We start from the raw sequence: 816 nt of genomic DNA, 5'->3' as shown, positions 1-816 counted from the left end.
TGATCTCCACGCCCTGGACGGACAAGAACCTGGAGTATGCCGAGGGCATCAGTGCGGAGCAGCTTCGGCAGGAGCACCGGAACAAGGGCATGCCGGATGACCTGGCGAACATCCTTGAACTGGCTGGCCAGGCCGATGTGCGCATTCTCATCCTCGACGCCGACGCCCCGGCGCTGCTGGGCCTACCGCTGGCCGAGTTTTAGCAGACGCGCGACGCGCCAGCCTTCCTCTTTTTCGTTCCCCCATGCCAGCCCGTCTCCCCGCCAGGAGCCGGGCTGGTCCATTTTCACTGGAGCAACCTCATGTTCCCCAACCTCATCTCGCCCGCACCCGACTTCGAGCACCAGCTTGGGGCCTGCGTCAACGCCATGAGCCAGGACGACGCCATCGGCCAGATCCTGGTATTCGAGCGCACGAGCGGCACGCTGCACATGCGTCATATCGCCAGCGCCGATCTGGTGGACACCGACATTGACGACTACGAAATGGTCGTGTTCGACGGTGGCAACACAAGCGGCGACACGTGGAAGCACGTGTTCTTCCCGCGTCAACGCGAACATTATTTCGTGTACGAAGCCTGACCCACCCAGCCCCTTTCGAGGGGCTTTTTTCTTGCCCGCAGCGCAGGAAAGCGGGCGTGGCGAGGTGCCGTTTCCTGCGAGCGGACGACCCAGGCCAGGGCCATCCTTGCCCCATGTTCGTCGGCGTTGCCGACACATGCCCAGGCAGCCGAGACCTTCGAGGCTGCAAGTGCGGGAAACCACGCTGGTCGCTTTTTTCCACGGACGCACCACGTCCATCCACGCCACCCACAAG

Annotated in this window: 1 protein-coding gene and 1 pseudogene; both read left to right on the top strand. The window is 63.2% G+C overall.

What is annotated here, in order from left to right:
• Window positions 1-203, top strand: a pseudogene (locus K206_RS40650) (ABC transporter substrate-binding protein); the annotation flags it as partial.
• 99 nt (window positions 204-302) lie between these two features.
• Window positions 303-581, top strand: coding sequence for a hypothetical protein (locus K206_RS0136935; protein WP_020207202.1), 279 nt, complete (start codon window positions 303-305; stop codon window positions 579-581).
• The last annotated feature ends 235 nt before the right edge of the window (window positions 582-816 follow it).

This window comes from Cupriavidus sp. WS (genome assembly GCF_000395345.1).
Lineage (GTDB): Bacteria > Pseudomonadota > Gammaproteobacteria > Burkholderiales > Burkholderiaceae > Cupriavidus > Cupriavidus basilensis_B.
This window is presented reverse-complemented; position numbering and strand designations above follow the sequence as displayed.